The sequence below is a fragment of the Marinobacter sp. P4B1 genome (genome assembly GCF_001447135.1).
Lineage (GTDB): Bacteria > Pseudomonadota > Gammaproteobacteria > Pseudomonadales > Oleiphilaceae > Marinobacter > Marinobacter vinifirmus.
In genome coordinates this window covers 392588-419336 of record NZ_LLXM01000005.1, presented here as the reverse complement: position 1 = coordinate 419336, position 26749 = coordinate 392588, and the positions used below count along the sequence as shown (strand labels likewise).

The window sequence follows — 26749 nt, the reverse complement described above, 5'->3', positions numbered from 1 at the left end:
GTGAGATACATCAGTACACGGGGTGAAGCTCCCGCTCTGGGCTTTGAAGACGTTCTTCTGACCGGACTGGCCACCGATGGCGGCCTGTATGTGCCGGAATCCCTTCCGCACTTCAGCCTGGAAGAAATCCGAAGCTGGCGTGGCCTGCCGTATGCCGAACTGGCCTACAAGGTCATGTATCCGTTCGTGGAAGATGCCATTCCGGCCGATGACTTCCGCAAGATGCTGGACGAAACCTACAGCGTGTTCACGCACCAGGCCGTCGCGCCGCTGGTTCAGCTGGATACCAACGAGTGGGTGATGGAACTGTTCCGTGGCCCCACGCTGGCGTTCAAGGACTTCGCCCTGCAGCTTCTGGGTCGCCTGCTCGACTATGTTCTGGAAAAGCGTAACCAGCACGTGGTGATCATGGGGGCTACCTCCGGTGATACCGGCTCGGCTGCTATTGAAGGCTGCCGTCGCTGCGAGCACGTGGATATCTTTATCCTGCATCCGCACCAGCGGGTGTCTGAGGTACAGCGCCGCCAGATGACCACGGTGCAGGGTGATAACATCCACAACATCGCAGTCAAAGGTAACTTCGACGACTGCCAGCGCATGGTGAAGGAGAGCTTCGGCAACCAGTCCTTCCTGGGCGGCAAAACCCAGCTGGCGGCGGTGAACTCCATCAACTGGGCGCGGATCATGGCCCAGATCGTATACTACTTCCAGGCATCCCTGGCCCTGGGTGGCCCGGACCGCAGCATGGCGTTCTCGGTGCCCACCGGTAACTTCGGCGATATCTTTGCGGGCTACCTGGCCAAAAAAATGGGCCTGCCCATCAGCCAGCTGGTGATTGCCACCAACCGCAACGACATCCTGCATCGCTTCATGAGCGGCAACAAGTATGAGCAGCACCAGCTGGAGCATACCCTGTCGCCGAGCATGGATATCATGGTGTCCAGCAACTTCGAGCGCTTGTTGTTTGACCTGCACGGCCGTGATGGCGCTGCCGTGAAAGACCTGCTGGAGCGTGCCGCCAAGGGCCCGGTCAGCATCGAAGACTATCGCTGGAAGCATGCCCGCAAGCTGTTCGACAGCGACGCGGTGGACGACAAGACCACCTGCGACACCATCCGGGAAATCTACGAGCAGAACGAATACCTGCTGGACCCGCACACCGCCATTGGCGTGCGTGCCGCTCGCAACTGCCGTCGTGACAGTGCCGTGCCCATGATCACCCTGGGTACCGCCCACCCGGCCAAGTTCCCGGACGCCATCGCCGAATCCGGCCTGAGCGTGAAGCCCGAGCTGCCGGCCCACATGGCCGACCTGTTCGAGCGGGAAGAGCGTTATACCGTTCTGGACAACAATGTGTCCGAGGTGCAGGGCTTTATTGCCAAGCATTGGAAGAACGCCTGATCCGGCATGACTCCTAAAAAGATCCTGCGTCGCCCCCAGCCGTCCGATGTGGCGGGCTGGGGGCAAAACCTGCCCCCCATCCTTCGCCGCCTGTACGCCGCCCGCGGTGTGCACTCCGACGAGCAGCTCCAGTACACCCTGAAACACCTGGCTTCGCCCCTGCAGCTTCGCGGCATTGATCGCGCGGTTGAACTGCTGGCCGAGGCCATTGTGCAAAAGCAGCGGGTGATGGTGCTTGGGGACTTCGATGCCGATGGCGCCACCAGTACCTCGGTGGCCATGTTGGGATTGTCCATGCTGGGCGTGGCAGCCATCGACTTCCGGGTGCCGAGCCGCTTCTCCGACGGTTACGGCCTGACGCCGGGTATCATTCACCGGTTACAGGAAGAAGGTGATCTACCGGATTTGCTCGTTACGGTCGATAACGGTATTTCGGCCATCGAAGGCGTGCGAGCGGCCCGGGAGCTGGGTATCAAAGTGGTCATCACCGACCACCACCTGGCCGGTGACGAACTGCCAGACGCCGATGCCATCGTGAACCCCAACCAGCCCGGCTGCCCGTTCCTGAGCAAGAATGCCGCCGGCGTGGGGGTGATGTTCTACGTACTGACGGCACTTCGCAAACACCTGCGAGACAACAACCTGTTGCCGGACCCGGAGCCCAACCTGGGCAGCCTGCTGGACCTGGTGGCACTGGGAACCGTGGCGGACGTAGTACCGCTGGACCACAACAACCGGATTTTCGTAGAGCAGGGCATCCGCCGAATCCGCAAGGGCGAAGCCCGACCGGGCATCCTGGCCCTGCTGGAAGTCGCGGGCCGCGACTACACCGAAATCAGCGCTACCGATCTCGGCTTTGTGGTTGGCCCGCGCCTGAACGCCGCCGGCCGGCTGGACGATATGAGCATCGGCATCGCCTGCCTGCTCGCCGACAGCCGCGACGAAGCCCTGCGCCTGGCCCGGGAACTGGACAACTTCAACCGTGAACGCCGCAGCATCGAAAAAGACATGAAAGCTCAGGCCCAGGACCTGCTGGCCTCCATGTCCCTCGACATCGAAGGCCTGCCCTGGGGCCTGGCCCTGTTCGACCAGGACTGGCACCAGGGTGTGATCGGCATCCTCGCCGCCAGAATCCGCGAACAGACCCATCGCCCCACCATCGCCTTCGCGCCCGATGATGACGGCGAGCACCTCAAAGGCTCCGCCCGCTCCATCCCGGGTTTACATATCCGTGATGCCCTGGCCGCGGTAGACGCAAAGAACCCGGGCCTGATGAAAAAATACGGCGGCCACGCCATGGCCGCCGGCATGACCATCGCCCGGGACGACCTGGAGCGTTTCAGCGAAGCCTTCGACCAGGCCGTGCGCGATACCTTAAAGGCGGAAGACCTGGAAGCCGCCATCACCACCGACGGCCCCCTGGCCCCGGAAGAGTTGAACCTCGACACCGCCTACCTGCTCAAGCGGGCCGGCCCCTGGGGCCAGCATTTTCCGGAGCCGGTATTTGACGGCGAATTCCGGGTGGTGAGCCAGCGCATTGTTGGCGAAAACCACCTGAAGCTGGTGCTGCAGCCGGTTGAGGGTGGGGGCATTATTGATGGCATTGCCTTCAATACCGGGCCTGAGGTGCCGGACTTTACCCGGAGCGGGGCGCGGGTGGTTTATAAGCCGGATGCTAATACGTTTCGGGGGCGGACCAATCTTCAGCTGCTGGTGGATTATCTGGAGCCTTTGTAGTGAATTTTTTGGCCACTAAATCCACGAAAGGGCACGAAAAAATAAGGGATTGAAAGATAAGATTTTTTGCCACGGAAGACACGGAAGGACACGGAAAGATATAAAGGGCAAAGAAGTAGCCGCAGACTCCCCGAACGCAGTCTGGGCGCAGGGTGGGTGGGAACCTTTCCGGGAGTATCGAAAACATGGATGTTTTCGTTAAGCGTACATGGACGTATTCACAGCGTCTCCCGGAAAGGTTCCCGCCCACCCTGTGCTTGCACCAGAGCCGAAGCCTCAGGGCCGGGCTCGGAACTCAGATACTCCGTACTTTCCGCTTGCTGATTTAACCCGCAAATTCCGGTAGAATCCGCCCTCTGTTTTTATCGCACCATTTTCCAAAGCGAGACAAGGTTTCATGGAAATTAATCCCATAGTGACGAAGATCAAAGAGCTTCGCGAGCGCACTGAAGCGCTGAGGGGGTATCTTTGACTACGATCAGCGCAGTGAACGCCTGACCGAAGTCGAGCGCGAACTCGAACAACCCACCGTCTGGGACGATCCCGAGCGGGCCCAGGCTCTGGGCAAAGAGCGCTCAGACCTTGAACTGATCGTCAAAACCATCGACAACCTCACCAACGGCTTGGCCGATGCAGAAAGCCTGCTGGATATGGCCGTGGAAGAGGATGACGAAGGTACCGTCCAGGAAATCGAAGCCGATCTCGAAGGCCTCGATAAAGAACTCGAGAAACTCGAATTCCGCCGCATGTTTTCCGGCGAAATGGACGCCAACAACGCCTACCTGGACATCCAGGCTGGTTCCGGCGGCACCGAAGCCCAGGACTGGGCCAATATGCTGCTGCGCATGTACCTGCGCTGGGCCGAGCGTCGTGGATTCAAATCCGAGATCGTTGAACTGCAGGAAGGTGAAGTGGCGGGCATCAAGAGTGCCACCATTCACATCCAGGGCGACTACGCCTACGGCTGGCTGCGCACGGAAACCGGCGTACACCGCCTGGTGCGTAAATCCCCGTTTGATTCCGGCAACCGTCGCCACACCTCTTTCTCTTCGGTATTTGTATCGCCGGAAGTGGACGACAGCTTCGAAATCGAGATCAACCCGGCGGATCTGCGGGTGGACGTTTACCGCGCCTCCGGTGCCGGTGGTCAGCACGTTAACCGGACCGAATCTGCGGTGCGACTGACCCACAACCCGACCGGGATTGTGGTGGCCTGCCAGGCCGGCCGAAGCCAGCACCAGAACAAAGACCAGGCCATGAAGCAGCTCAAGGCCAAGCTCTTTGAGCTGGAAATGCAGAAGCGCAACGAAGAGAAACAGAAAGCCGAAGACTCCAAGTCTGACATCGGCTGGGGTAGCCAGATCCGCTCTTACGTGCTGGATGACAGCCGTATCAAGGACCTGCGCACCAAGGTGGAAACCAGCAACACCCAGTCGGTGTTGGATGGTGACATCGACAAGTTTATTGAAGCCAGTCTGAAGATGGCGCTGTAATCAGCGCCATTCACCCACACCCGGACAATCCCGACTTCTTAGTGAGCCAAAATGACTGAACACACCCAGAACGCTGCACAGCCCGAGGACAACAAGCTGATTGCCGAGCGCCGCGCCAAACTGGCAAACATGCGTGAGCAGGGCAATCCGTTCCCGAACGACTTCCGTCGCGATGCCACCGCTGCCGAGCTGCAGGAAAAATACGGTGACAAATCCAAGGAAGAGCTGGAGTCCCTGGGCATCAAGGTGGCCATTGCCGGCCGCATGATGCTCGACCGCAAGGCGTTCAAGGTGGTTCAGGACATGACCGGCCGCATCCAGATCTATGCCTCCAAGGATGTCCAGAAAGACACCAAGCACTGGGATATGGGCGACATCGTGGGCGTGCGCGGTACCCTGTCGAAGTCTGGCAAGGGCGATCTGTACGTCACCATGGAAGACTACGTGCTGCTGACCAAGTCTCTGCGCCCGCTGCCGGAGAAGCACAAGGGCCTGACCGACACCGAAGCCCGCTACCGTCACCGGTATGTGGACCTGATGGTGAACGAAGACAGCCGCCGCGTGTTCCATGCCCGCTCGAAGATCATCAACACCATGCGCCAGTACTTCACCGACCGTGACTTCATGGAGGTGGAAACCCCCATGCTGCAGGTGATCCCCGGTGGTGCTACCGCCCGTCCGTTTGTGACCCATCACAACGCCCTGGGTATCGATATGTACCTGCGGATTGCACCGGAGCTGTTCCTCAAGCGCCTGGTCGTGGGCGGTTTCGAGCGGGTGTTCGAGATCAACCGTAACTTCCGTAACGAAGGGCTGTCGACCCGGCACAACCCCGAGTTCACCATGGTCGAGTTCTATCAGGCCTACGCCGATTACAACGACCTGATGGACCTGACCGAAGACATGCTGCGCACCATCGCGCAGAAAGTACTGGGCACCACCACCGTGGTGAACACCCGGGTACTGAACGATGGCAGCGAAGAAACCATCGAATACGATTTCGGCAAGCCGTTCGAGCGCCTGACCGTGGTAGACGCCATCCTGCGCTACAACCCGGACATCACCCGCGAGCAGCTGGCAGACGACGCCCAGGCCCGCGAAGTGGCGAAGAACCTGGGTATCCACGTGAAAGATATCTGGGGCCTGGGCAAGGTGCAGATCGAAATCTTCGAGGCCACCGCCGAGCATCGCCTGATGCAGCCGACGTTCATCACCGAGTACCCGAAAGAAGTGTCGCCCCTGGCACGTTGCAAGGACAGCGACCCGTTCGTGACCGAGCGTTTCGAGTTCTTCGTGGGCGGCCGCGAGATTGCCAACGGCTTCTCCGAGCTGAATGACGCCGAAGACCAGGCCGAGCGTTTCCAGGCCCAGGTGGCCGAGAAAGACGCCGGCGACGACGAAGCCATGTTCTACGATGACGACTACGTGATGGCGCTGGAATACGGCCTGCCGCCGACCGCCGGTGAAGGCATCGGTATCGATCGCCTGGCCATGCTGCTGACCGATTCGCCGTCCATCCGCGACGTTATCCTGTTCCCGGCCATGCGCCCGGAGCACAAGGCCGAGCAGAAGCCGGAAGGCGAGTAAAGCGATGCACCCTGCCGAGGCGCTGGCTCAGCAACTGAAGCCCGGTCGCGGCTGGGATGAGTGGCTGGCGGACGAGTTCCGTCAGCCCTACATGCGGCAACTGGCCGAGTTCCTGGCCGCCGAGGAACAGGCCGGAAAGGTTCTGTTTCCACCAAGACATCTGTGTTTCAACGCCCTGAACAGCACGCCACTGGATAAGGTGAGTGTGGTGATTCTGGGGCAGGATCCATACCACGGCCCCGGCCAGGCCCATGGCCTGTGTTTTTCGGTCCGGCCGGATGTGCCTCCGCCCCCGTCCCTGGTGAATATCTTCAAGGAAATTGAAGCGGATCTTGGCCATCCGCGGCCCGATCACGGCTGCCTGCAAACCTGGGCCGGGCAGGGTGTGCTTTTGCTGAATGCGGTACTGACCGTGGAGCAGGGCAATGCCGGCGCCCATCAGGGTAAGGGCTGGGAAACCTTTACCGATAAGGTGATCGAAACCATCAATCGCGAGCGCGACGATGTGGTGTTTCTGCTCTGGGGCAGCTACGCCCGCAAGAAAGGCCGGCATATCGATCGCAACCGTCACCTGGTGCTGGAAGGGCCGCATCCGTCGCCCCTGAGTGCCTACCGGGGCTTCTTCGGCTGCAGTCACTTCTCCCGGGCCAATGACTGGCTGCTCAGCCGGAACCGGCCTGCGATCGACTGGAGCCTGCCACCGAAGGCCGAATTGCTACAGCGTTACGGCAAGCAATAATCAGCTTGCCGGATCAGCTTCCCGCTCCGGTACCGGGTAGGGCAGGTCGAGCACTTCGAATTGGCAGGCGTCGTTACCTTCCAGGCTCAGTGCCGACTTGTCCGCATCATGGCGCAGAACGGCCAGCAGCTCGCCCCCGTTGTCTGAGGTCATCACCGCATTGACCACATCCCCGGCCTTTTTGTCGCCTGCCAGCAGGTTGCTGCCAGCTTCAGGCGCCTGGGTGCAGCCGGTAAAGGCTAGCCTGTACAGGCTCTTCTTCAGCTGGCCGAGGAAGTGCATGCGGGCGATCACTTCCTGCCCGGTATAGCAGCCTTTCTTGAAGTGGACGCCCTGAAGATGCTGCAGGTTCAGCATTTGCGGTACGTAGGCTTCCACGGTGGTTGGTGTCAGCCAGGGCACGCCGGCGGCGATGCTGGCGGCGTTCCAGTCGTTTATGGTCAGCTCGGGAAGCCCTTCGGGTAATTCGGCAGCACCTTCCGGTAGCCACCATTCGTATCGGGGTAAAGCCCCGGCGCTGTCCTCAATGCGGATCAGGTAGCCGTTCTCTGTAGCCACTACATCGCCCGGGCTGCCCAGTGTGGCGGCGTTGTCTCCGGCAACCGCCACGGCGGCCTCCTGGCCCATCAGGCCGATAATCCGGGCCTGTTCAATGACATCCATGCGGGTACCGCGGAACAGCATCAGATATTTCTTCAGCTGGCCCAGGGTGGCGTCTGACAGTTCCCGGTCCAGGTCCATCAGCAGGTCCTGCTGGTCCCGCACCAGGCGGGTCAGGCAGTAGGCGCGGCCTTTTGGCGTGCTGGCTGCGGCCCGGCGTGATTGTTGGGGGGTAACGTCGTCCACGTGCTGGGAAAACTGGCCCTGAACAAACTTGTCGGTGCCCGGGCCGCTGATGCGGACCATGACCCTGTGCTCAAGCACCGCGTAACCATGTTGGTTGGCGGTGGTGGGGCGGTTGTTCATAAAGCTCTCCGCAATAGGGTGGAAAATTCGTTAAGCCGTTGTTGGCCGGCCGGCTCTCAGCCACATCCGTAACCGGCGAAAATCGGTCTCCGGGGCGTTGGCGCCAAACAGGGAGTTGGCACCGAGAACCAGTACAAACATAGTTCTGGATGTGGTGTCTGCAGGGCGAAGTTTCAAGGCCAGGAAGGAGGCGCCGAGGCTGCTCGAACCGCAGATTCTTACAGTGCGGGTTTCCCCGTTTGCCAGCTGGCAGGTGAGGGTGTCGGCGTCAGATTGCAGGGCAACAATGGCGCCAGGGCCCTGTAACAGCCCACAACGCCGGAACTGGCGAACAGCCATGATCCCTGCAGGCGCCAGCAGCAACAGCAGCCAAAGACTGCTGGCCGGGGCTGCGACGAGGCTGAACACCATCAGTACCAGCCAGGGCAGGGCAGCCAGTATGCCGGCCGCCCGTGAAGGGGAAAGTCTCAGTTCAATCCGGCTGGACACGGTTCAGGATGATCTCCACGATCCGCTGCAGATCCGGGTCCTGCGGCTTGCTGCGCTGCATGAACCACTCGAACATGTCGGTGTCTTCGCAGCTCAGCAGCTTGCGATAGCGCTCCTGGTCTTCCGGATCGAGATCCCGGTAGGCTTCTTCCAGAAACGGCAGCAGCAGTACATCCAGCTCGAGCATGCCCCGGCGGCTGTGCCACCACAGGCGGTGAAAGTCGGTATGGTCGTTGGATGCGTTGGTGTCAGACATAGTCGATTGCCTTGAAAACAGAATGGAATCTCCCGGTCAGGGAGACAGCGTGCGATAGGTGGTGGGTACCAGGACCGTGTCTTGCGGATCGTTCAGCAGGCCCGGGTAGTCCAGTGTGTAGTGCAGGCCCCGGCTTTCCTTGCGTTGGAGGGCCGAGCAGATGATCAGGTCTGCTACGGTAACCAGGTTACGCAGCTCGATCAGGTCATTGGTTACCCGGTAATTGCTGTAGAACTCGCCGATTTCCCGGGACAGCAGGTCGACCCGGTGCTTGGCCCGCTGTAATCGCTTGGTGGTGCGTACAATGCCCACGTAGTCCCACATGAAGTGGCGAAGTTCGTCCCAGTTGTGGGAGATCACAACGTCTTCATCGGAATCCCGTACCTGGCTTTCATCCCAGTCCGGTGCCGCGGGTGGTGCCGGAATATCCGATTCCCGGCGGGTGATATCGGCAGCGGCAGCGCGGCCGTACACCAGGCACTCCAGCAGGGAGTTGCTGGCCATGCGGTTGGCCCCGTGCAGGCCGGTGAAGGCTGCTTCCCCCACCACATAGAGCTGGTTGATGTCGGTGCGGGCGCGTTCGTCGCTGACAATGCCGCCACAGGTGTAGTGGGCCGCAGGCACCACCGGAATAGGCTCCTTGGTGATGTCGATGCCAAAGCCCAGGCACTTCTCGTAAATGGTCGGGAAGTGGTGCTTGATGAAGTCTGCCGGTTTGTGGCTGATGTCCAGGTACAGGTGGTCTGCACCCAGGCGCTTCATTTCATGGTCGATGGCCCGGGCGACGATGTCCCGGGGCGCCAGCTCGGCGCGCTTGTCGAAACGGTCCATAAACCGGCTGCCGTCTGGCAGCTTCAGTACACCACCTTCACCGCGAACGGCTTCGGTAATCAGGAATGACTTGGCGTGCGGGTGGTACAGGCACGTAGGGTGGAACTGGTTGAATTCCATGTTGGCGACCCGGCAGCCGGCCCGCCAGGCCATGGCAATACCATCGCCGGAAGCACCGTCCGGGTTGGTGGTGTACCGGTAAGCCTTGGAGGAGCCGCCGGTGGCAATCACGGTAAACCGGGCCCGGAACAGTTCCACGTGGTTGTCTTCCAGGTTCAGGATGTAGGCGCCCACGCAGCGGTTGCCCGGCAAGGCCAGTTTACGGTTGGTGATCAGGTCTACCGCCACCCGGCCGGATTTCAGGTCGATATTCGGGCGCGCCGCAGCCTGGCTGGCCAGAGTGGTGGATACCGCATGGCCGGTGGCATCGGCGGCATGGATGATGCGCCGGTGGCTGTGCCCGCCTTCACGGGTCAGGTGGTAGTCAGCGCCATCGTCCTGGCGGGTGAACTCCACACCGGATTCAATCAGCCACTCGATGCTTTCCTTGCTGTGCTCCACGGTAAAGCGCACGGCGTCTTCGTGGCACAGGCCACCGCCGGCGTTAAGGGTGTCCTGTATGTGGTTTTCCACCGAGTCGGTATCGTCGAGCACCGCCGCAATGCCGCCCTGGGCCCAGAGTGTGGCGCCCGAACTGATGTCGGCCTTGCTGACCACGCACACCCTGAGGTGTTCCGGCAGGTTGAGCGCTACGGTCAGGCCGGCAGCGCCGCTGCCGATAATGAGAACGTCGTATTCGTAGGACTGTGGCATTGAGTCGATGTCGCGGGCCATAATGTGGACGTGTATTGAACTAAACTTTGCGCTTGCTGTCTATTTGGCCTGAACGAACGCAGGAAAATGCCCAATGACTCAAGCAAATCTTGCCAAGGCCAGAAAGCCAGTGGCCAGCAACAGGGGACACACTGCTGTTTCGTCCATGACACCTGATAAAGACTGGAATCCCGGTGAGCAGTCCGACAGCCAGACGGACCTGCAATTGGTACGCAAGGTCCGTAACGGCGACCGTGCGGCCTTCGACCTGCTGGTGGTGAAATACCAGTCGCGGGTGGCCTCTATTATCAGCCGCTATGTCTACGACAGCCAGGAAGTCATGGATCTGGCCCAGGAAACCTTTGTCAAAGCCTACCGGGCGATTGACCGTTTCCGGGGCGACAGTGCGTTCTATACCTGGTTGTACCGGATCGCTGTTAACACCGCCAAAAACTACCTTGAAGCCCGGGGGCGCAGACCTCAGGGCTCGGCCGATGCTGCCGAAGCCGAAAACTTTGATGATGGCAGTCGCCTGCGCGACGTCGCCTCGCCAGAGCGGCTGCTGCAGCGGGAGCAATTACAGAAAGCCCTGACTGAAGCCATTGCCGGTTTGCCGGAGGAACTTCGGTCTGCGTTTCTGCTCAGAGAGTATGACGGCCTGAGCTACGAAGACATTGCCCGGATTCTGGAGTGTCCGATAGGAACCGTTCGTTCCCGGATATTCAGGGCGCGGGATGCAGTGGATCGCCAGTTGGCGCCGCTGCTGAATCATTCAGAGATATAAACGAGGTTGCACCTGATGGATGATCGTCTCAGAGAGACCCTGTCAGCGATGATGGACGACGAAGCGGATGAACTGTCGGTTCGGCGCTTGTTGTCCCATGCCAACCAGGACGAAGTTCGGGATCAATGGCAGCGCTGGCAGCAGGTCCGGGATCTGATGCACGAAAACCACGGCCCGGCGGAAGGCCTGGATATCGCCTCTGCTGTGCGTGAGCAGCTTGATGGCCGGAGCCGCCGCGAGGTGGCTGCCAGTGAGGTTGCCCGGTCGCCGCGCCGGCGCTGGCACATGCCGGTCGCTGCCATGGTAGTGATGGCGCTGGTGGTCGGCTTTGGTGCCGGGGCCGGCTGGGATTCCCGACCGGGTGACGTTCCCGCAGCCATCGCCGGGCAGGGTGCGGTTGCACCGGTTGCCTTGCCATCGGCAGTGGAAGAGGTGGCCCTGCAACGCCTGGATGAAGAACAACTGCAGCAGATGCGCCAGTATCTGCTTGAGCATGCGCAGCACAACAGCGTGGGCGCCGGGCGCGGTTCGGTAGGCTATGCCCGCCTGGTCAGTGCCAGCGGCGGTTATTGAGTTTGGAGCAGTTTCAATGATGGTTCCGGTTGGCATGAATGTCAGGTTGGTGGGTACTGCGCTGGTGACAGTGCTGGTATGGCTTTTGGCCATGCAGCCGGTAAAGGCCGGCGAGTCGCCCGCTGATCCGGACCCGGCCATGGCCTGGCTGGAGCGCATGGGCCCGGCCCTGAATATGACGTCTTATCGCGGCGTGTTTGTTTATGCCCGGGGCGACCGGGTTCACTCCATGCGCATCGCCCACCGCTACCGCAACGGCCGGGTGGAAGAGCGCCTGGTGATGCAGGACGGTGGCAGCGGAGAGATTGTCCGCAAAGGCATGAATGTAGTCTGCGTGTTGCCGGATCGTGGCCGGATCAGCCTGGAAGAAGTCATTCCCTCCGGCCCCTTTGCCGAGGCCTTTACCAGCCAGTTGATGCCCTTCGGGCAATGGTATCAGCCGGAACTGATCGGTGAAGACCGGGTAGCGGGATACGATGTGGTTACCGTGGCCCTGACCGCCCGAGACAGCGATCGTTACAGCCACCGGCTGTGGCTGGAGAAAGAAACGGCCCTGCTGGTGAAAAGCCATGTGCGCAACGCTGACGGTGAGGTGCTGGAGCATTTCCAGTTCACCAACCTGGAGATAACCGGCGATATTCCCGACGAAGAGTTCGAAGTGCAGACCCGGGGCCGGGAAATTACCCGTACGCTCGACGACACCGGCCAACCCCGGCAATCGATGATAGCGCGCATGAACGGCTGGACCCTGAACTGGCGCCCCGAGGGCTTTGAGCCCGCAGCAGCGCCTCGTTCCGGCAAGGGCAAGGCAGTTGCTTTTTCTGATGGCCTGGCGGCATTTTCGGTATTTGTTGAACCCATGGGCCGGCTGAAAATGCCCACCGGGGCGTCCAGAATCGGTGCTACCACCGTATATATGCGTGAGGTGGCGGTAAATGAACGTGCGTTCCTGATCGCGGTGGTGGGAGAGATCCCGCCAGCCACGGCACGAAAGGTGGCCGATGGTGTGAAAGTTGACGGCGCCCTTGGCCTGGTGTCTGAACGATGATCACTGAAACCGGCAAAGTGGTTGCCCTCAAGGGCGACCGGGCCTGGGTGCAGACTATCCGCACCAGCGCCTGCCAGAGTTGTTCGGCCCGCTCCGGTTGCGGCCAGCGGGCACTGGCGTCTGTATCCGGTGGGCGTGCAAACCAGATACTGGTGGCCAACACCGTGGATGCCCGGGTGGGCGATGAAGTGGTGATCGGAGTGGATGAGCAATCGGTGCTGACCGCTTCGCTGGCGGTATACGGGCTGCCCCTTGTGCTGATGGTGCTGGGCAGTATCGGGGCCTATCGGTGGCTGGGGGCGACGGACCTTGTCGCGATTACCGGCGCGCTGGCGGGCCTGGCTGCGGGCTTTGTCGCAGTCAGACACTGGCAGTCCGGCTCCGGTGACCGGTTTGAACCGCGCCTTGTGAGGGTCAACCGTATCGCAACGGTGAACTGTCTCTGAGTCCTACCGTTTTTTAAGTTGAAAATCAGAGGCCTGACCCCAGAATTAACGCTGTATCACAGTCATAACAGGGGGTTGTAGATGTCGAGAACAAACACAAAAGCTGCCCGGTTGTCCCCGGTCCTGAAGCCCTGGCCGGTGCTGGGCGCACTGCTGATGTTGTCAGCACTGGTGTCGGTATTCTGGAGTCAGGACCTGGCGGCCCGCGGCTTGCCGGACTTCACCGAGCTGGTGGAGGAAAATTCCAGTGCCGTGGTCAACATAAGCACCACAACGGATCCGCAAAGCAGCGGCTCCCGCTTCCAGGGTATGCCCTTCGACGAGCGCCAGTTCGAGCAGCTGCCCCCGTTCCTGCAGGATTTCTTCCGTGGCCCCCAGTCGCCGTTTGGCGGGTCTCCGCATTCCCAGCAGCCCAGCCGTTCCATGGGCTCCGGCTTCATTGTTTCCAAAGACGGCTACGTGCTGACCAATAACCACGTGGTGGAGGGGGCAGACGAAGTGATCGTGCGCCTGAATGATCGCCGGGAGTTCAAGGCGGTTATCGTAGGCACAGATCCACGCTCTGACATGGCAGTGCTGAAAATCGACAACGGTGATGACCTGCCGGTGGTCAGCATTGGTCGTTCTCAGGATCTCAAGGTCGGTGAGTGGGTGTTTGCCATCGGATCGCCGTTCGGGTTCGACTATACGGTAACTGCGGGCATTGTCAGCGCGCTTGGCCGCTCCCTGCCATCGGAAAACTATGTGCCGTTTATCCAGACCGACGTTGCCATCAACCCCGGCAACTCTGGCGGGCCGCTGTTCAACCTGGATGGTGAGGTTGTCGGCATCAACTCCCAGATTTACACCCGCTCCGGTGGCTTCATGGGGGTATCGTTTGCCATTCCCATTGACGATGCCATGAGCGTATTTCGCCAGATCCGGGACGAAGGCAGTGTTGCCCGGGGCTGGTTGGGTGTGTTGATCCAGGAGGTCAACCGGGACCTGGCCGAGAGTTTTGGTCTGAAGCGCCCCCGTGGTGCCCTGATCGCTGAAGTAATGGAAGGTTCTCCTGCTGAAAGCGGTGGCCTGCAGTCCGGCGATATTGTCCTCGAGTTCAATGGCGAAGCTGTCCAGCGTTCCTCAGACCTGCCGCCCATGGTGGGTCGCACTGCGGTGGGTGAGTCGGCCCGGTTGACCGTGTTGCGTGAAGGCCGGGAGATGGACCTGGATGTCGAGATCGGTCGCTTGCCGGAGGACGATGAAACCGCAGCCAGCCCGGAAGTGGGCAGCAACGAGAACAGCGGCGCCAACCCCCTGGGGCTGGCGGTCGAGTCGCTGAATGATGAAATGGCCCGGGCAGCGGGCGTCGACGGTGGGGTGCTGGTGTCCGGTGTTGGCCAGGGCGCTGCCTACGAGGCCGGAATTCGCCCACGGGATATCATCACCGAAATCAACCGCAAGCAGGTGCGTTCGGTTGACGAGTTCCGCAAGGTGGTCGCGGGCCTGCCGGATAACCGGGCCGTTTCGGTACGCATCGTGCGCCAGGGCCGGGCTATCTACCTGGTGATGAAGCCCTGACCCGAACGCCCGCGTTCGCGACAGCTCACAAAGCCCCTGACGTGGTTCACGACACGCTCAGGGGCTTTTGCTATACTTTTTCGACCGATAATAACGATGGCTATGGCACGGATCGCCGGAAATGATGACAAAAAAGGAACTCCCCCTCCGTAAGTTGCTGAAATTCCGGAACGCCTGGGTTGCCTGGGGCGTGTTCCTGGTTTCAGTCATTGCCACCATTCTGCTTTGGCAATTGTCCATCCGCCTGGTGGAAGATCGCACCGAGGCCCGCTTCCGTACCCAGTCCCTTCAGCTGAGAACCGCCATTGAAGAGCGTTTGCTCAATTACGAGCAGGTGCTGGCCGGCAGCGCCGGGCTGTTCGCCGTGAGCGGTCGGGTCACCCGTGAGCAGTGGAGCGAGTACGTCAATAAGGTGGACATCAACCGCTACTACCCGGGCATTGAGGGTATCGGGTTTGTCGAGCGCATTGGTGTGCGCCAGATGGCGGATCACATCTCTTCGGTGCGGGGGCAGGGCATATACGATTACCTGGTCCGGCCGCTGGGCAAGGGGCCCTACTATTACCCCATGGTGTATATGGAGCCGGGTACCGACAGGAACCGGCGGGCACTGGGGTACGATGCGTTCAGCGATCCGGTGCACCGGAGTGCCATGGAGCGGGCGCGGGATGCCGCGGTGCCTATGGTTACCGGCAAGGTGGTGCTGGTGCAGGAATCGGTTGATGAAGACCAGGCCGGCTTTCTCATGTATTACCCGGTTTTTCAGGGCGGTGAGGTGCCGGAAATCCGGGCCGAGCGACGCATGATGCTGGCGGGCTATGTGTTCAGTGCATTTCGCATGAACAGTCTGTTTGACGGCATTGTCGGGCTGATCTCCCCGTTCCTGGACGTTCGAATCTACGATAATGGCATAGTGTCCCGTGACACCCTGATGTACGGCTCTAACCTCGGTTCCCTGGAAAACGATTTCAGTTTTGAAATGAGCCAGACCGTGTCGCTCGGTGGCCGGGACTGGCTGCTGCAAACCCGCTCTACCCCGGCCTTTGATTACCTGGCCTCTGACGCGCGCCCGCCGATTGTGCTGGGCTCCGGCTTGGCCATCAGCCTGTTGCTCTGGCTGTTTGCACTCGCCCTGATCCGTTCGCGGATGATTGCCCAGGCCAGCGCTGGCCGTTACCGGGCCATTACCGAGGGGGCCGCCAACGTAACGCTGGTCCTGGATGAAGAGGGCCATGCCTTGTATGCCAGCCCCTCCAGCAAGGATATTCTGGGCTTTGATCCGGACGCCGTTGATGAGCTGGAGTTTGACCAGCTGGTGCATGCTGACGACTGGTCGGCCCTGAAGCGCGGTTTCAAGGATGCCATGGCAGAGCCGGGCAAGCAGATGCCGGTGGTGCGGGCCAGGATACGGGATGCCCAAAGCCGCTGGCGCGATATGGAGGGCACCTACACCGCCATGCTGACGGTTCCCGGGGTGAATGGCGTTGTACTCAGCCTGCGGGACCTTACCCAGCTGAAGGCGGCCCAGTCGGAATTGCATCGCCTGGCCTTCTACGATCCGCTGACCGGGCTGGCAAACCGGCAGCTGTTCCGGGATCGACTGGACCATGTGGTGCGCCGTTGCCGGCGCAGTGGTGAGCCGGCCGCCCTGATGTTCCTGGACCTGGACGGGTTCAAGCGAATCAACGACACCCTGGGCCATGACGCCGGTGACGAACTGCTGTGCCAGGTGGCTCAATGGCTGCAGGGCTGTGTCCGGGAAGAAGATTCGGTGGCGCGGCTGGGTGGTGACGAATTTGTGGTACTGCTTTCGCGCATCAGCGATTCTGACGCTGCAGGCCGCGTCGCCGAGTCGATTCTGCGCCGGCTTTGCCAGCGTATCCGCCTGAACGAACACGAGGTAGGAGTAACCGTCAGTATCGGGATCACCATGATTCCCGACGACAGCGAAGATGCCGGCACCCTGATGAAATACGCAGACCTGGCCATGTACCGGGCCAAGGAAGTCGGCCGCAACACCTATCAGTTCTTTACCCCGGCGATGAATATCAAGGCGGCCAGGCGGCTGTTGCAGCAGGAAGAGCTGGCAACCGCCCTGGAAGGCGACCGGTTTGTACTGCATTACCAGCCGAAACTGGACCTGGCCAGCCAGCGGGTAATCGGGGTAGAGGCCTTCCTGCGCTGGCATCATCCGGAAAAGGGGTTGGTATCGGCGCAGCAGTTTATCAGCCTGGCAGAGGAAACCGGCCTGATCATCCGTCTCGGTGAGCTCGCGCTGCGCCAGGCCTGCATCCAGGTACAGGCGCTGGAGCGGGCGGGCTTTGAATCCCTGAAAATGGCGGTGAACTTCTCGGTACGGCAGCTCACAGATTCCGGTTTCCCGGATCTGATGCGCCGGGTGATTACCGAAACCGGGGTATCACCGGACCGGCTGGAGCTGGAAATGCCCGCCGAGCTGCTCAATGAAGATCCGAGACTGGTTCGTGAGTTGCTGGTGTCGTTGAGTGATCTTGGTGTGTGCCTGATCCTGGACGACTTCGGTACCGGTTCCTGTTCGCTGGCTGCCCTGCAGCAGTTACCGCTGAACGTGATCAAGATTGATCACCGGTTTATCCGGGACATTCCCTACAATGTCAGCGCCACCGACGTAGCCTCGGCCGTTATCGCCCTGGCGCACCAGCTGCACCTGACCGTTGTGGCGGAAGGGGTGGAAACCATGCAGCAGCTTAACTTCCTGAAATCGGCCGGTTGTGCCCAGGGGCAGGGTAACCTGTTCAGCTATCCGCTGGACGAAGATGCCCTGATCGGGTTCCTGATTCGCCAGTACGAGAAGCCGCTGATTTCCTGATCATGGCAATGACGGCCGGTAACCGGTAAAATCACGCCGTTCCCGGATCCCGGTAGCGGCCCCTCCGGGCTCAATCCTACGTCTTATATGAGTAATCATTGTCTGTGACTGAACTGAGCCGAATCCGTAACTTTTCCATTATTGCCCACATCGACCACGGTAAATCCACGCTGGCGGACCGCTTTATCCAGATTTGCGGTGGCCTGACGGACCGTGAAATGGCCGAACAGGTCCTGGACTCCATGGACCTCGAACGGGAACGGGGCATCACCATCAAGGCCCAGAGCGTAACGCTCAACTACACCGCCAAAGATGGTGAAACCTACAAGCTGAATTTTATCGATACCCCTGGCCACGTGGATTTTTCCTACGAGGTGTCCCGCTCACTGTATGCGTGCGAAGGCGCGCTGCTGGTGGTGGATGCCGGGCAGGGTGTCGAGGCCCAGTCTGTGGCCAACTGTTACACCGCCATCGAGCAGGGGCTGGAAGTTGTCCCGGTCCTGAACAAGATGGACCTGCCGCAGGCCGAGCCCGACCGGGTAGCCGCCGAAATCGAGGACATTATCGGAATCGACGCCACTGACGCCGTGCGCTGCAGCGCCAAGAGCGGTCTGGGCGTTGAGGATGTGCTGGAAGACCTGATCAAGAAGATTCCGCCCCCCAAAGGGGATCGCAGTGCACCGCTGCAGGCGCTGATCATCGACTCCTGGTTTGATAACTACCTGGGTGTTGTGTCACTGGTGCGGGTTACCGAAGGGGTGCTGCGCAAGGGCGACAAGATTGTCATCAAGTCCACCAAGAAAGCGTGGAGCGCGGACAAGGTCGGTATTTTCAACCCGAAGCCTACCGACACCAATGTCCTGGAAGCCGGCGATGTGGGCTTCGTGGTGGCGGGCATCAAGGACATTCACGGGGCACCGGTGGGCGACACCATCGTGCACCAGAAGTTTGCTGAAGAAACCCCGATGCTGCCGGGCTTCCAGAAAGTGAAGCCGCAGGTGTATGCCGGTTTGTTCCCGGTCAGCGCCGATGATTACGACGATTTCCGGGATGCCCTGGAAAAGCTGACCCTGAACGATGCTTCGCTGTTTTTCGAGCCGGAAAACTCCGATGCCCTGGGCTTCGGCTTCCGCTGTGGCTTCCTGGGTATGTTGCACATGGAGATTATCCAGGAGCGACTGGAGCGGGAGTATGACATTGACCTCATTACCACCGCGCCCACGGTTATCTACGAAGTGGTCACCAAACAGGGTGAGACCCTGTCGGTGGACAACCCGTCCCGGCTGCCGGATATTGGCTCCATCGAGGAAATGCGCGAGCCGATCGTAGAGGCCAATATCCTGGTGCCCCAGGAACACCTGGGTAACGTGATTGCCCTGTGCGAGGAAAAGCGCGGCGTTCAGAAGAACATGCACTTTATGTCCACCCAGGTGCAGGTCAGCTATGAGTTGCCCATGGCGGAAGTGGTGATGGATTTCTTCGATCGCATCAAGTCGGCCAGCCGGGGCTTTGCCTCACTGGATTACCACTTTGTGCGTTTCCAGACGGCCAACCTGGTGCGGCTGGATGTGCTGATCAACGGCGAGCGGGTAGATGCCCTTGCCCTGATCGTTCACAAAGACCTGGCCCACCGCAAGGGCCGGCAGCTTATCGAAAAGATGAAAGAGCTGATTCCGCGGCAGATGTTCGATATCGCCATCCAGGCTGCGATTGGCACCCAGGTGGTGTCCCGGGTAACCGTTAAGGCCCTGCGCAAGAACGTAACGGCCAAGTGTTACGGTGGTGACGTCAGCCGTAAGAAGAAACTGCTTCAGAAGCAGAAGGAAGGTAAAAAACGTATGAAGCAGCTGGGCAATGTCGAGGTGCCTCAGGAAGCGTTTCTTGCCGTGTTGAAAGTCGATAACTAAAACTAAGGCGCCCGGATGGACATTGATTTTCCACTGGTACTGGTAGTTCTGACATTGGTAACCGGTGTGATCTGGCTTGCCGACAAACTGGTTCTGAAAAAGCGGCGCCTGGCGGCTGCCGGGGCAGAGGATGCCCCCGCCAAGGAAGCACCAGCCGAACCCTGGCTGGTGGATATCAGCCGGTCGTTCTTTCCGGTGCTGGCCGTGGTCCTGGTGCTGCGGTCGTTCCTGGTTGAGCCGTTCCAGATTCCCTCGGGTTCCATGTTGCCCACGCTGGAAGTGGGCGACTTCATCCTGGTCAACAAGTATGCCTACGGCCTGCGCCTGCCGGTTGCCGGTACCAAGGTTGTTGACATCGGCGATCCGGAGCGGGGCGATGTGATGGTCTTCCGTTACCCGGAAGACGGTTCCACCAACTACATCAAGCGGGTGATCGGCCTTCCGGGTGACCATATCCGCTACCGTAACAAGCAGCTGTTCATCAATAACGAGCCGGTGGCCCGGGACTTTGTGGCGCGTCTGCCGCCGATGGAGCGCTGGCGCGAGCAACTGGGGCCGGTTGAACACGACATTTACCTGACCATGGGCCGTGTCAGCAGCACCGGTGAGGGCGAATGGGTGGTGCCGGACGGGCATTACTTTGTAATGGGCGACAATCGCGACAACAGTAACGACAGCCGATTCTGGGGCACCGTGCCGGACGAACTGGTGGTGGGCAAGGCCTTTGCAATCTGGATGCACTGGCAATCGCTGACAAGTCTGCCATCTTTTGATCGAGTAGGCTCTATTGAGTAATCCATTGTTCCGGAGACAGAAAAGAATGAATAACAAAACTCCTGCAGGCCTGAAAAAGCAGCAAGGCGGCGCACTGGCCATGATGATCATCGCGCTGTTCTTCGGTGCGCTGCTCACCCTGGCGATCAAGATCGGGCCGGCCTACATTGATGACATTACCATCCAGGAAGCACTGGAAAGCCTGGAAGGTACCGAAGGCCTTGAGCAGATGGGGCCGGCACAGGTACGCACACTGATCAACAAACGCTTGAGCGTCAATAACGTCCGGGGCTTCGATGCCAAGAACATCACTGTGGAAAAGAACGGTGAGTTTGTGGTGATCAAGGTGGACTATGAGGTTCGCAACAATATCATCGGGAATGTGGACAGCATTGTTCATTTCCAGCACGAGTATGAGTTAGAGGGCAAGTGAGTTCACAACCAGATCTTGATCAGTTACAGCGCCGGATCGGCTACCAGTTCAGGGAACCTGAACGGTTGCTGCTGGCGCTGACCCACCGAAGCTACGGCAACCAGAACAATGAGCGGCTGGAGTTTCTGGGCGATTCTATCGTGAATATGGTGATCGCCGAACACCTGTTTCTCCACTTCGAAAAAGCCCGGGAAGGCCAGCTGAGCCGCCTCCGGGCACGCATGGTCAAAGGTGTGACCCTGGCGGAAATCGGTCGGGAGTTCCAGCTCGGCCAGTACCTGCGCCTGGGTTCCGGTGAACTCAAAAGCGGTGGTTATCGCCGGGAATCCATCCTGGCGGATGCCGTGGAATCCATCATCGGGGCCATTTACCTGGACAGTGATTTTCACACCTGCCGTGAGCAGGTGCTGCGCTGGTTCAAGGAGCGGCTGGCGAAACTGGATATCCAGGACACCCAGAAAGATCCGAAAACCCGGTTGCAGGAATACCTGCAGTCCCGGCAGTTCCCGTTACCCCGGTATGAAGTGATTTCGGTGGACGGCGAAGCCCACAACCAGACCTTCCATGTGTCCTGCGCCTTGCCATCACTGGATCGGAAAACCTCCGGCACCGGCAGCAGTCGCCGTATTGCTGAACAGCAGGCCGCCCGCAGTGCCCTGAAACAACTGGGCGTGGAGAACGACTGATGAATGATATTACCCGCCCGGAGAATCCGGACAGCCGCTGTGGCTTCGTAGCCATCGTGGGGCGCCCGAACGTGGGCAAGTCCACGTTGCTGAACCATATTCTCGGCCAGAAGCTGAGCATTACCTCCCGCAAACCCCAGACCACGCGCCACCAGGTGCTGGGCATCAAGACCGTGGGTCCGGTGCAGGCCATCTATGTAGACACCCCGGGCATGCACGAAGAAGAGCCCCGGGCCCTGAACCGCTACATGAACAAGGCCGCGACATCGGCCCTGATCGATGTAGACGTTGTGGTGTTTGTGGTGGACCAGCTGGCCTGGACCAGCGCCGACGAGATGGTGCTGGAGAAACTGAAGCGCCTGAAGTGCCCGGTCATCCTTGCGGTTAACAAGGTCGACAAGATCGAGAAACGGGATTTGCTGCTGCCACACCTGGAAACGCTGTCGAAGAAGCGGGAATTCGCCGAGATTATTCCGCTGTCGGCCCTGAAAGAGACCAACCTGAAACCACTGGAAGAAGCGGTGGGCCGGTATCTGCCGGAGAGTGTGCATTTCTACCCGGATGACCAGATTACGGATCGCAGCGAGCGTTTCATGGCTTCGGAAATGGTGCGTGAGAAAATCACCCGGCAACTGGGCGCAGAATTGCCGTATTCCGTGGCGGTCGAAATTGAAGAGTTCAAGCATCAGGGCAAAACCCTGCATATTTCGGCCCTGATCCTGGTCGAGCGTGAAGGCCAGAGGAAAATCATCATCGGTGATAAGGGCGAGCGCCTGCGCCAGATTGGCCAGGATGCCCGTATGGATATGGAGAAGATGTTCGGCTGCAAGGTGATGTTGCGGCTGTGGGTCAAGGTCAAGCGGGGCTGGGCAGACAGCGACCGGGCCCTGAAAAGTCTGGGCATGAGCGACTTCTGAGGCCGCCATGGTGGCCTCGAAGGGAGCTGTGCAGCAGGAGCCGGCGTATGTGATCCACCGCCGGCCCTGGCGGGAAACCGCCCTGCTGGTAGACCTGTTTACCCTCAACCATGGCCGCATGAGCCTGGTTGCCCGGGGTGCCAACAGTGCAAAAAGCCCCCTCAAGGCCCAGCTGCAGCCGTTTCAGCCCTTGCTGGTCGACTGGACCGGCCGCAGTGACCTGAAAACCCTGGTGCAGCTGGAAGTGCGCTCTGCACCGTTGCTCAGGCAGACCCTGTCGCTCTACAGTGGCCTTTACATCAACGAGTTGCTGCAACGGGTCTTGCCGGTTGCCGATCCTTATCCCACCCTGTTCGCCAGCTATATCGATACCCTGCAAGCCCTGACCGGCCTGGCCGGCCGGGGTGAGCTGGAGCCCTTGCTGCGTCGCTTCGAGCGGGAGTTCTGTTCCGCGCTGGGCTATGACTTTGCCTGGGACCAGGCCACCGATACCGGCTTGCCGGTCAGCGCCGGCCAGGTATACGGATACGACCCGGCCCAGGGCATTGTGTCGGCGGCCAGCCGTGATGCCCGCCTGAATCAGTTGCCCGGGGAGGTGCTGATAGCCCTCGCTGCCGGTGACTACACCAGTGAAGCCAGCCGCAAAACCGCCAAGCGGGTGATGCGTGTACTGGTAGACTACCTTCTGCAGGGAAAGCCCCTGCACAGCCGCAATCTTTTCAGCCAGACGGTTTCGTCTTCAGGGAGAACGTAATGAACCCCAGAGTGTTGCTCGGAGTGAATATCGACCACGTGGCCACCCTTCGCCAGGCCCGGGGTACCCGTTATCCGGACCCGGTGCAGGCCGCACTGGTGGCGGAGGAAGCCGGCGCAGACGGCATCACCATTCACCCCCGGGAAGACCGCCGGCATATCCAGGACCGGGACGTATTGCTGCTCAAAGAAGTGCTGCAGACCAAGATGAACCTGGAAATGGCGGTGACCGACGCCATGCTGGCCTTTGCCGAACAGGTGCGGCCGGAGTGTGTGTGCCTGGTACCGGAAAAGCGGGAAGAGCTGACCACCGAAGGCGGGCTGGATGTGGATGGCCAGGAAGACCGGGTGGCCCGGGCCTGTGAACGGCTGGCGAAAATCGGCGCAGAAGTGTCACTGTTTATTGATCCGGACCCGGTCCAGATTGACGCTGCGGTGCGCTGTGGTGCGCCGGTGGTGGAACTGCACACCGGCGAATATGCCGAGGCAGAAACCCCGGAGCAGGCGGATGCCTCTTTCCGGATTCTGGCGGATGCCGTGGCCTATGCCCGCAAGAAGGGACTGATCGTCAACGCCGGCCATGGCCTGCATTACCATAACACCGAGCGGGTGGCGGCCATTCAGGGCATCAATGAACTGAATATCGGCCACGCCATTATTGCCCGCGCCGTGTTTACCGGCCTGAAAGAGGCCGTGCGTGATATGCGGGCGATTCTGGATAGCGTACGCCGCTAGGCTTGCGGGCTGGTGGCCGGCTGGTGCTGTTCCCGGAACAGTTGCTGCCAGTCGGTCTGCTCGCTCCAGTCCTGCAGCCGGGCCATCGCGGCCAGCAGTTGGTCTTTCTGGATTTCCAGGTCCTGGGCCTGGCACTTCAGGGCGGTTTCAAACCGGTTGGTGGCTGTGCGCAACTCCGGAACGCCACAATAGCGGGTGGCGCCGTGGAGCTTGTGTACACACTCCAGCAGAACATCCAGTTGCTGCTTTTCCCATAGCTCGGGGATGGCCTTGCTGTCGGTATGCAGCTGTTCCAGTAGCATGCTGAACAGCTCCTCCGCCAGGTCAGCCTTGCCGGCGGCCAGCTGAATACTCTCGTCAATACTTACGCAATCCTGGTGCGTCCGGCGGTTAGACGGCCGCAGACCGCGCCGGGTATCCCGCACCTCGGAAATCTTGAACCGGGGCTGGCTGCCGGAGCACTCGTAGCCCGTGAATTCCCTTACCAGTTCAATCAGCTGGGCGCTGCTGATGGGCTTGGGCATGTAGCCGTCAAAGCCCTGCTTGGCCAGTTTTTCCTGTTCGTCGGCCAGGGCATGGGCGGTCAGGGCAATGATCGGCGTTTGATGGGAGCTGGAATCCAGGGCCCGGATACGGGCAGTGGTTTCCACCCCGTCCATGCCTGGCATTTGCAGGTCCATGAACACCAGGTCAAAGGGCTTCTGCCGGGCCTTGGTCAGGGCTTCGAAGCCGCTGGAGGCGCTCTCGGCATCCAGGCGGCAATCTTTCAGCAGGGTCATTACCAGCTTCAGGTTAGCCTCGTTATCATCCACCGCCAGGATGCGCGGCACCCGGCGGGCGCCGGAGGTTCTTGTGCCGGGCACGGGCTGGGGCAGGGTGCCCCTGCCGGTATGGATTCCGTGAATCAGTAGCAGTAATTCGTCATACAGGGGATCACGGCACACCGGCTTGGTCAGGTGACCGCTGGCCAGCCCGGACAGCGGCAGGTCGTGGGTCTCCAGGGTGGGTGTCAGCAGCAGGGTGCGGCAGTCCCGCTCCACCTCCAGGCTGCGCACCAGGCTGCAATACTGGCTGGAGTTCAGCAGGTGCCGGGTAATGCCGAGCAGGACAACGGCGTAGCCTTCCTGGCGGCGCTGGGCTTCTTCTACCTGTTCCATCAGGGCGCCGGGCGAGGCCACCCGGTCAACCGCCACGCCCCATTCCCGCAGCAGGTGTTCCACCGCAAGCCCGGTGGTTTTCTGGTGCTCCAGATAGATAATCCGCTCGCCTTTCAGAGCCTCCCTGGAGAAAGAGCCTTCGCCGGTGACGGACAGTTCCGGTGTCAGTGTGAACCAGAAAGTCGAGCCCCGGCCCAGTTCGCTCTCCAGGCCGATTTCACCGCCCATTTCTTCGACCAGGCGCTTGGAAATCGCCAGCCCCAGCCCGGTACCGCCATACTGCCGGGCGGTGGAGGCATCAGCCTGGCTGAAGGCGTTGAACAGGGATTGCTGCTGGGCCCGGGACAGCCCCACCCCGGAGTCGGTTACGCTCAGGCGCAGGGTGACCCGGTTGGCTTCCTTGTCTTCGTCTTCAAGGCTGGCGCGCAGCACGACTTCGCCGGTCTGGGTGAACTTGATGGCGTTGTTGACCAGGTTGGTGATCACCTGCTTGACCCGGAGCGGGTCGCCCATGATGTTGTCCGGCACGTCGTTATAGACCAGCGGAACCAGGTCCAGGTTCTTGGCGTGGGCCGCCGGTGCCAGCATGACCATTACTTCTTCCACGATATCCCGCAGCTGGAAGGGCACGCGGTCCAGGATCAGTTTGCCGGCTTCGATTTTCGAGAAGTCCAGGATGTCGTTGATGATGGTCAGCAGGATTTCCGACGACTTGCGGATGGTGTTCAGGTGGTCCCGCTGTTGGCGTGGCAGGGGGCTTTTCAGCAGTAATTCGGTGAAGCCGATAATGCCGTTCAGCGGCGTGCGGATTTCGTGGGACATGTTGGCCAGGAATTCCGATTTTATCCGGCTGGCTTCCAGGGCCTCTTTGCGGGCAAAGTCCAGTTCGATGTTCTGGATCTCGATGGTCTCCAGGGTTTCCCGAAGATCCCCGGTGGCCTGGTCGATGTTCTGCTGCATTTCTGCCTGGGCCTGGCTCAGCTCCGACGCCATCTCGTTCAGGCCGGATTCCAGCTGTTCAAACTCCGGCCCGGCCCGGGTGTATACCCGGGTATCCAGCTTGCCTTCCTTGAGCTTGGCCACAGCTTCATTCAGCTGGAATACAGGGTCGGTAAAGGCCCGGCTCAGGCGCAGGGAAACCAGCAGGCTCAGCAGCACGCCGCCAACCACCAGCATCAGGGAGATCAGCAGCGCCTGGTAGGTTTCTTTTTCGGTGCGGATATGGGACATCTCTACGGCCACCCAACCGAGGGGCTCGGCCAGCTCGGTGGCGGATTCCCGGGCGTCCGGGTCGAGCATGGTTTCGATCATCAGGTCTTGCAGGTACACCGGGGTGACGAAGCGGGTGCTGCTGTCTGAGCTCAGCTTGACCGGTCTTTCCGAGCCGAGGGCCGAGGCAGGGATGGTTTCGGTGCTGCCGGGGCCGCTGTGCAGCAGGCGTTGGCCGTCCCGGTCGAAGAAGGTGATGGAGCGGACATCCTGCTCTTCCAGCAGTGCCGTGGACAGGCTGCTCAGAAGGCTGCGGTTGGCCGTAAACAGGCCATACTCGGCACCGGCAGACAGCTGGCGGGACAGGGATTCGCCCCGGTCGTCCAGCAGGTTTTCGATGTTCTTCACCCAGCTGTAGGTAAAGAACAGGCCCAGCAACAGGGTGGTCAGAAGGGTGGGAACGAGGGTCACCACCAGAACTTTTTTTCGAATGCCCCAACGCCGCATACTGTGTTCCCGTCAGTCTTACGAGCCCGGTGCTGTGTTGGCAGCCAATACCGGGTACTTCCCTGTCAGCATAGATGATCCGGATCGGAATGACTGTGGC

General features: G+C 60.4%; 23 protein-coding genes. 18 read left to right on the top strand and 5 right to left on the bottom strand.

Going from position 1 to position 26749, the window contains the following annotated elements; all coding sequences use genetic code 11:
- From thrC to ung, 5 genes are all read left to right on the top strand, one after another.
- Complete coding sequence (thrC, locus tag AQ621_RS03630) at positions 1-1401, top strand: threonine synthase (protein WP_058340302.1); 1401 nt, start codon at positions 1-3, stop codon at positions 1399-1401.
- Positions 1402-1407: 6 nt separating this feature from the next.
- Positions 1408-3138, top strand: a complete 1731-nt coding sequence (recJ, locus tag AQ621_RS03625; RefSeq protein ID WP_058340301.1) for a single-stranded-DNA-specific exonuclease RecJ — start codon at positions 1408-1410, stop codon at positions 3136-3138.
- Positions 3139-3535: 397 nt separating this feature from the next.
- Positions 3536-4631, top strand: a protein-coding gene (gene prfB / locus AQ621_RS03620) for a peptide chain release factor 2 (protein WP_145840241.1) whose coding sequence is annotated in 2 segments (ribosomal slippage) — positions 3536-3607 and positions 3609-4631 — 1095 coding nt in all. Because the reading frame shifts where the segments join, the coding sequence is not laid out codon by codon here.
- A gap of 51 nt (positions 4632-4682) precedes the next feature.
- On the top strand, positions 4683-6218 hold the full coding sequence (gene lysS, locus AQ621_RS03615) for a lysine--tRNA ligase (RefSeq protein WP_058340300.1): 1536 nt from the start codon (positions 4683-4685) through the stop codon (positions 6216-6218).
- Between the two features lie 4 nt (positions 6219-6222).
- Complete coding sequence (gene ung, locus AQ621_RS03610) at positions 6223-6957, top strand: uracil-DNA glycosylase (protein ID WP_058340299.1); 735 nt, start codon at positions 6223-6225, stop codon at positions 6955-6957.
- Here the strand turns inward: ung and AQ621_RS03605 are convergent, their stop codons facing one another.
- From AQ621_RS03605 to nadB, 4 genes are read right to left on the bottom strand one after another with little or no spacing between them, the layout of a single operon-like run.
- A complete protein-coding gene (locus tag AQ621_RS03605) occupies positions 6958-7923 on the bottom strand; it encodes a CAF17-like 4Fe-4S cluster assembly/insertion protein YgfZ (RefSeq protein ID WP_058340298.1) in 966 nt (321 codons plus the stop codon).
- A 30-nt stretch (positions 7924-7953) separates the two neighbouring features.
- Entirely contained in the window at positions 7954-8412 is a 459-nt protein-coding gene (locus AQ621_RS03600) for a hypothetical protein (protein ID WP_058340297.1), read from the bottom strand.
- On the bottom strand, positions 8396-8668 hold the full coding sequence (locus AQ621_RS03595; RefSeq protein WP_058340296.1) for an FAD assembly factor SdhE: 273 nt from the start codon (positions 8666-8668) through the stop codon (positions 8396-8398). Before AQ621_RS03595 ends, AQ621_RS03600 begins: the two co-directional genes overlap by 17 nt.
- A gap of 36 nt (positions 8669-8704) precedes the next feature.
- Positions 8705-10312: an L-aspartate oxidase gene (gene nadB / locus AQ621_RS03590; RefSeq protein WP_201785314.1), complete on the bottom strand. Its 1608-nt coding sequence runs from the start codon at positions 10310-10312 to the stop codon at positions 8705-8707.
- Between the two features lie 94 nt (positions 10313-10406).
- On the opposite strand from nadB, the gene rpoE reads away from it, so the two are divergent.
- The 13 genes from rpoE to pdxJ all read left to right on the top strand — a co-directional run bounded on the left by rpoE (position 10407) and on the right by pdxJ (position 23776).
- On the top strand, positions 10407-11096 hold the full coding sequence (gene rpoE / locus AQ621_RS03585; RefSeq protein WP_036219391.1) for an RNA polymerase sigma factor RpoE: 690 nt from the start codon (positions 10407-10409) through the stop codon (positions 11094-11096).
- A 15-nt stretch (positions 11097-11111) separates the two neighbouring features.
- A complete protein-coding gene (locus AQ621_RS03580; RefSeq protein WP_058340452.1) occupies positions 11112-11669 on the top strand; it encodes a sigma-E factor negative regulatory protein in 558 nt (185 codons plus the stop codon).
- Between the two features lie 91 nt (positions 11670-11760).
- The gene (locus AQ621_RS03575; protein ID WP_264753802.1) at positions 11761-12717 is read left to right on the top strand and encodes a MucB/RseB C-terminal domain-containing protein; all 957 of its coding nucleotides are present in this window, start codon (positions 11761-11763) and stop codon (positions 12715-12717) included.
- Entirely contained in the window at positions 12714-13163 is a 450-nt protein-coding gene (locus tag AQ621_RS03570; protein ID WP_058340294.1) for a SoxR reducing system RseC family protein, read from the top strand. Before AQ621_RS03575 ends, AQ621_RS03570 begins: the two co-directional genes overlap by 4 nt.
- 156 nt (positions 13164-13319) lie before the next feature.
- Positions 13320-14723 carry a DegQ family serine endoprotease gene (locus tag AQ621_RS03565; protein ID WP_264753801.1) on the top strand — a complete coding sequence of 468 codons (1404 nt, stop codon included), beginning with the start codon at positions 13320-13322 and terminating at the stop codon, positions 14721-14723.
- A 121-nt stretch (positions 14724-14844) separates the two neighbouring features.
- Positions 14845-17571 carry a bifunctional diguanylate cyclase/phosphodiesterase gene (locus tag AQ621_RS03560; RefSeq protein ID WP_058340292.1) on the top strand — a complete coding sequence of 909 codons (2727 nt, stop codon included), beginning with the start codon at positions 14845-14847 and terminating at the stop codon, positions 17569-17571.
- Positions 17572-17675: 104 nt separating this feature from the next.
- Positions 17676-19478, top strand: coding sequence for a translation elongation factor 4 (gene lepA, locus AQ621_RS03555; RefSeq protein ID WP_058340291.1), 1803 nt, complete (start codon positions 17676-17678; stop codon positions 19476-19478).
- A gap of 15 nt (positions 19479-19493) precedes the next feature.
- The gene (gene lepB, locus AQ621_RS03550) at positions 19494-20273 is read left to right on the top strand and encodes a signal peptidase I (protein ID WP_058340290.1); all 780 of its coding nucleotides are present in this window, start codon (positions 19494-19496) and stop codon (positions 20271-20273) included.
- Between the two features lie 25 nt (positions 20274-20298).
- Positions 20299-20685, top strand: a complete 387-nt coding sequence (locus AQ621_RS03545; protein WP_058340289.1) for a DUF4845 domain-containing protein — start codon at positions 20299-20301, stop codon at positions 20683-20685.
- Positions 20682-21371 carry a ribonuclease III gene (gene rnc / locus AQ621_RS03540; protein ID WP_036219388.1) on the top strand — a complete coding sequence of 230 codons (690 nt, stop codon included), beginning with the start codon at positions 20682-20684 and terminating at the stop codon, positions 21369-21371. Before AQ621_RS03545 ends, rnc begins: the two co-directional genes overlap by 4 nt.
- Complete coding sequence (gene era / locus AQ621_RS03535) at positions 21371-22288, top strand: GTPase Era (RefSeq protein WP_022988876.1); 918 nt, start codon at positions 21371-21373, stop codon at positions 22286-22288. Before rnc ends, era begins: the two co-directional genes overlap by 1 nt.
- Positions 22289-22295: 7 nt before the next feature.
- Entirely contained in the window at positions 22296-23042 is a 747-nt protein-coding gene (recO, locus tag AQ621_RS03530; protein WP_058340288.1) for a DNA repair protein RecO, read from the top strand.
- Positions 23042-23776: a pyridoxine 5'-phosphate synthase gene (gene pdxJ, locus AQ621_RS03525; protein ID WP_022988874.1), complete on the top strand. Its 735-nt coding sequence runs from the start codon at positions 23042-23044 to the stop codon at positions 23774-23776. The genes recO and pdxJ overlap by 1 nt, the downstream gene beginning before the upstream one ends.
- On the opposite strand, the gene AQ621_RS03520 is transcribed toward pdxJ, so the two are convergent.
- Positions 23773-26649, bottom strand: coding sequence for an ATP-binding protein (locus AQ621_RS03520; RefSeq protein WP_058340287.1), 2877 nt, complete (start codon positions 26647-26649; stop codon positions 23773-23775). The two genes, pdxJ and AQ621_RS03520, sit on opposite strands and share 4 nt — an antisense overlap.
- Between the last annotated feature and the right edge of the window lie 100 nt (positions 26650-26749).

Bases quoted from the DNA above. Each gene is read 5' to 3' on its own strand.
- recJ (WP_058340301.1), top strand. From the start codon at position 1,408: ATGACTCCTAAAAAGATCCTGCGTCGCCCCCAGCCGTCCGATGTGGCG.
- lysS (WP_058340300.1), top strand. From the start codon at position 4,683: ATGACTGAACACACCCAGAACGCTGCACAGCCCGAGGACAACAAGCTG.
- ung (WP_058340299.1), top strand. From the start codon at position 6,223: ATGCACCCTGCCGAGGCGCTGGCTCAGCAACTGAAGCCCGGTCGCGGC.
- AQ621_RS03605 (WP_058340298.1), bottom strand. From the start codon at position 7,923: ATGAACAACCGCCCCACCACCGCCAACCAACATGGTTACGCGGTGCTT.
- AQ621_RS03595 (WP_058340296.1), bottom strand. From the start codon at position 8,668: ATGTCTGACACCAACGCATCCAACGACCATACCGACTTTCACCGCCTG.
- nadB (WP_201785314.1), bottom strand. From the start codon at position 10,312: ATGCCACAGTCCTACGAATACGACGTTCTCATTATCGGCAGCGGCGCT.
- rpoE (WP_036219391.1), top strand. From the start codon at position 10,407: ATGACTCAAGCAAATCTTGCCAAGGCCAGAAAGCCAGTGGCCAGCAAC.
- AQ621_RS03580 (WP_058340452.1), top strand. From the start codon at position 11,112: ATGGATGATCGTCTCAGAGAGACCCTGTCAGCGATGATGGACGACGAA.
- AQ621_RS03575 (WP_264753802.1), top strand. From the start codon at position 11,761: ATGCAGCCGGTAAAGGCCGGCGAGTCGCCCGCTGATCCGGACCCGGCC.
- AQ621_RS03570 (WP_058340294.1), top strand. From the start codon at position 12,714: ATGATCACTGAAACCGGCAAAGTGGTTGCCCTCAAGGGCGACCGGGCC.
- AQ621_RS03565 (WP_264753801.1), top strand. From the start codon at position 13,320: ATGTTGTCAGCACTGGTGTCGGTATTCTGGAGTCAGGACCTGGCGGCC.
- AQ621_RS03560 (WP_058340292.1), top strand. From the start codon at position 14,845: ATGATGACAAAAAAGGAACTCCCCCTCCGTAAGTTGCTGAAATTCCGG.
- lepB (WP_058340290.1), top strand. From the start codon at position 19,494: ATGGACATTGATTTTCCACTGGTACTGGTAGTTCTGACATTGGTAACC.
- AQ621_RS03545 (WP_058340289.1), top strand. From the start codon at position 20,299: ATGAATAACAAAACTCCTGCAGGCCTGAAAAAGCAGCAAGGCGGCGCA.
- era (WP_022988876.1), top strand. From the start codon at position 21,371: ATGAATGATATTACCCGCCCGGAGAATCCGGACAGCCGCTGTGGCTTC.
- recO (WP_058340288.1), top strand. From the start codon at position 22,296: ATGGTGGCCTCGAAGGGAGCTGTGCAGCAGGAGCCGGCGTATGTGATC.
- pdxJ (WP_022988874.1), top strand. From the start codon at position 23,042: ATGAACCCCAGAGTGTTGCTCGGAGTGAATATCGACCACGTGGCCACC.
- AQ621_RS03520 (WP_058340287.1), bottom strand. From the start codon at position 26,649: ATGCGGCGTTGGGGCATTCGAAAAAAAGTTCTGGTGGTGACCCTCGTT.